The sequence below is a fragment of the Rahnella sp. P4_A8 genome (assembly GCF_056402435.1).
This window is the reverse complement of sequence record NZ_JBFUHK010000204.1, coordinates 1-1716: the sequence shown is the minus strand read 5'-3', so window position 1 is coordinate 1716 and position 1716 is coordinate 1. Positions and strand designations below refer to the sequence as shown.

The 1716-nt window shown below is 45.0% G+C and carries 1 protein-coding gene and 1 pseudogene; one reads left to right on the top strand and one right to left on the bottom strand.

Features of this window, described 5'->3' with window-relative positions:
- Positions 1-103 precede the first annotated feature (103 nt).
- Positions 104-721, top strand: a pseudogene (locus tag AC1DUO_RS24680) (serine hydrolase); the annotation flags it as partial.
- Between the two features lie 248 nt (positions 722-969).
- Here AC1DUO_RS24680 and AC1DUO_RS24675 read toward each other — a convergent pair.
- A partial coding sequence (locus tag AC1DUO_RS24675; protein ID WP_477989251.1) for a DUF2971 domain-containing protein occupies positions 970-1716 on the bottom strand: 747 nt, incomplete at its 5' end.

The following is a 1716-nucleotide window of genomic DNA, read 5'->3' as shown; positions in this document are numbered from 1 at the left end:
ACGTGAGCGTGAATATGCCAGGGAAGTGAGAGAAAAAAGGTCGAAATATCCCTTAAAAAACAATGCCGGTCACCTTAAGTGACCGGCATTAACCCGGGGCCGCTCTTTTTCTCAGATTGCCACTGAAGATTTATTCATTCCGCTGGGGATGAATGACAGCAGCTTTGGCATTGATAGGGCTGATACCCGCCGTGTACCCGCATCGGCAACGGAGAAAAACAGCACGCCAATGACACCGGTACTGCTTAATGCCTGCAACAATTTCTTCACCGGGACAGCTGAGTTCCCGGCAGGCAACGCATTTTCAACCATTGATGACGTATTCAGATTTACCGAGATGTACCGCGGGCGCGGAACAACGGGTGATATTCGTTACCTTTCTCCGGCGCTGTACGACTACGCAAATCGCAACCACACCGGCGAGCTCACCAATGACGGCTGGCTGTTTGAAACGGAGGCCCGCGGCATGGCACCTTTCCCGGCGAATTTCTCGTTGCTGGGCGGATATGCGCGCGGTGAAAGCCATATATTTACTCCCGCAGGCCATACCGCCTCATCTAAAGCGTTTGCGGCGGTTGGCGGGGGATCAACGTCTTTCCTGATCGACCCTGAGCGTGACCTGACGTTTATCTTCCTTTCATCCGGATTCTTCACGGGGTTGCCGCACCTAGAACGCGTCTCCCGTTTAAACGATCTGGCACTTGCCACCATCAATGACTGATAAAGACCGGTAGAAAGCCCGTGCTCAGTTAGCTGTAGCTAAGGCGTAATCCCTGACTGTCTGGCTCAATCATATTGAGCCACTGTAAGCACTATCTATACTCTTGCGCCAATGTTCGTAATGTCCGCTTCTGGCCCTTAGCTGCTTAGCGGTATAGAGGGCAGCTTTGAGCGAGGAGCGGAAATTGATTACTTACCTACTTAAAAGATGACTACTGTAGCTATGGCAATTCATAACCGAAAGATTCGTCAAGTTTTAGTAATGCCTAATTGATTCAATATACCTGGTAATTTTTTGATTGATATTTCACCTGAATTACCAGTCTTGAAACTGGATTCAATTTCCTTACCTCGAACAATTTTTATAGTACCTGCACTTGTGAGTTTAGTATCAAACAAATAAAATTGACTGCAAGGCTTATGCCTTCTGTTATCACGAAGGAGAAGTTCTAGTGACTCCTTTTTATTTCTATCAAAGCCGGGGCCAAAAATAATGCCAGCTATCAACGATGGATCATGATGAAATATGCGATCAGAATTATCATTGGACAATGCGAAATTTAACCCTCCTAAACTCTGTGTTATATATCTTTTTGTGAGAAATACCCTCTTCTCTACCTCGTAATGCCAGAATGTATTTTTCGCCAAAAGAGTTTCCCGAATCGCAAGGTCATCTTGCAAAACACTTTTAAGAATCGGTATGTGTTTTTCATGGTCCCTGTATTCCACGCTGTCAATAGGGTAATTAATATATTCGTCAGAATAGATGTTGCGCTTAAGAGGAATAATATTATCTGGTGCATTGTAGATGACAACACAACCTTTAAAACCAGCAGCATAATGCGCCCACATCATTGGCTCTAAGGCATTTTTCGAGAATGAAACACTATATACACCTACTCGCAATCCTTTTAGAATTCTCTCTCTAATTCCATTGGAGCAGCGAGATATCAGTTGTGACATAGATTCATCTGAATCCTCGAGCAATCCCTTATC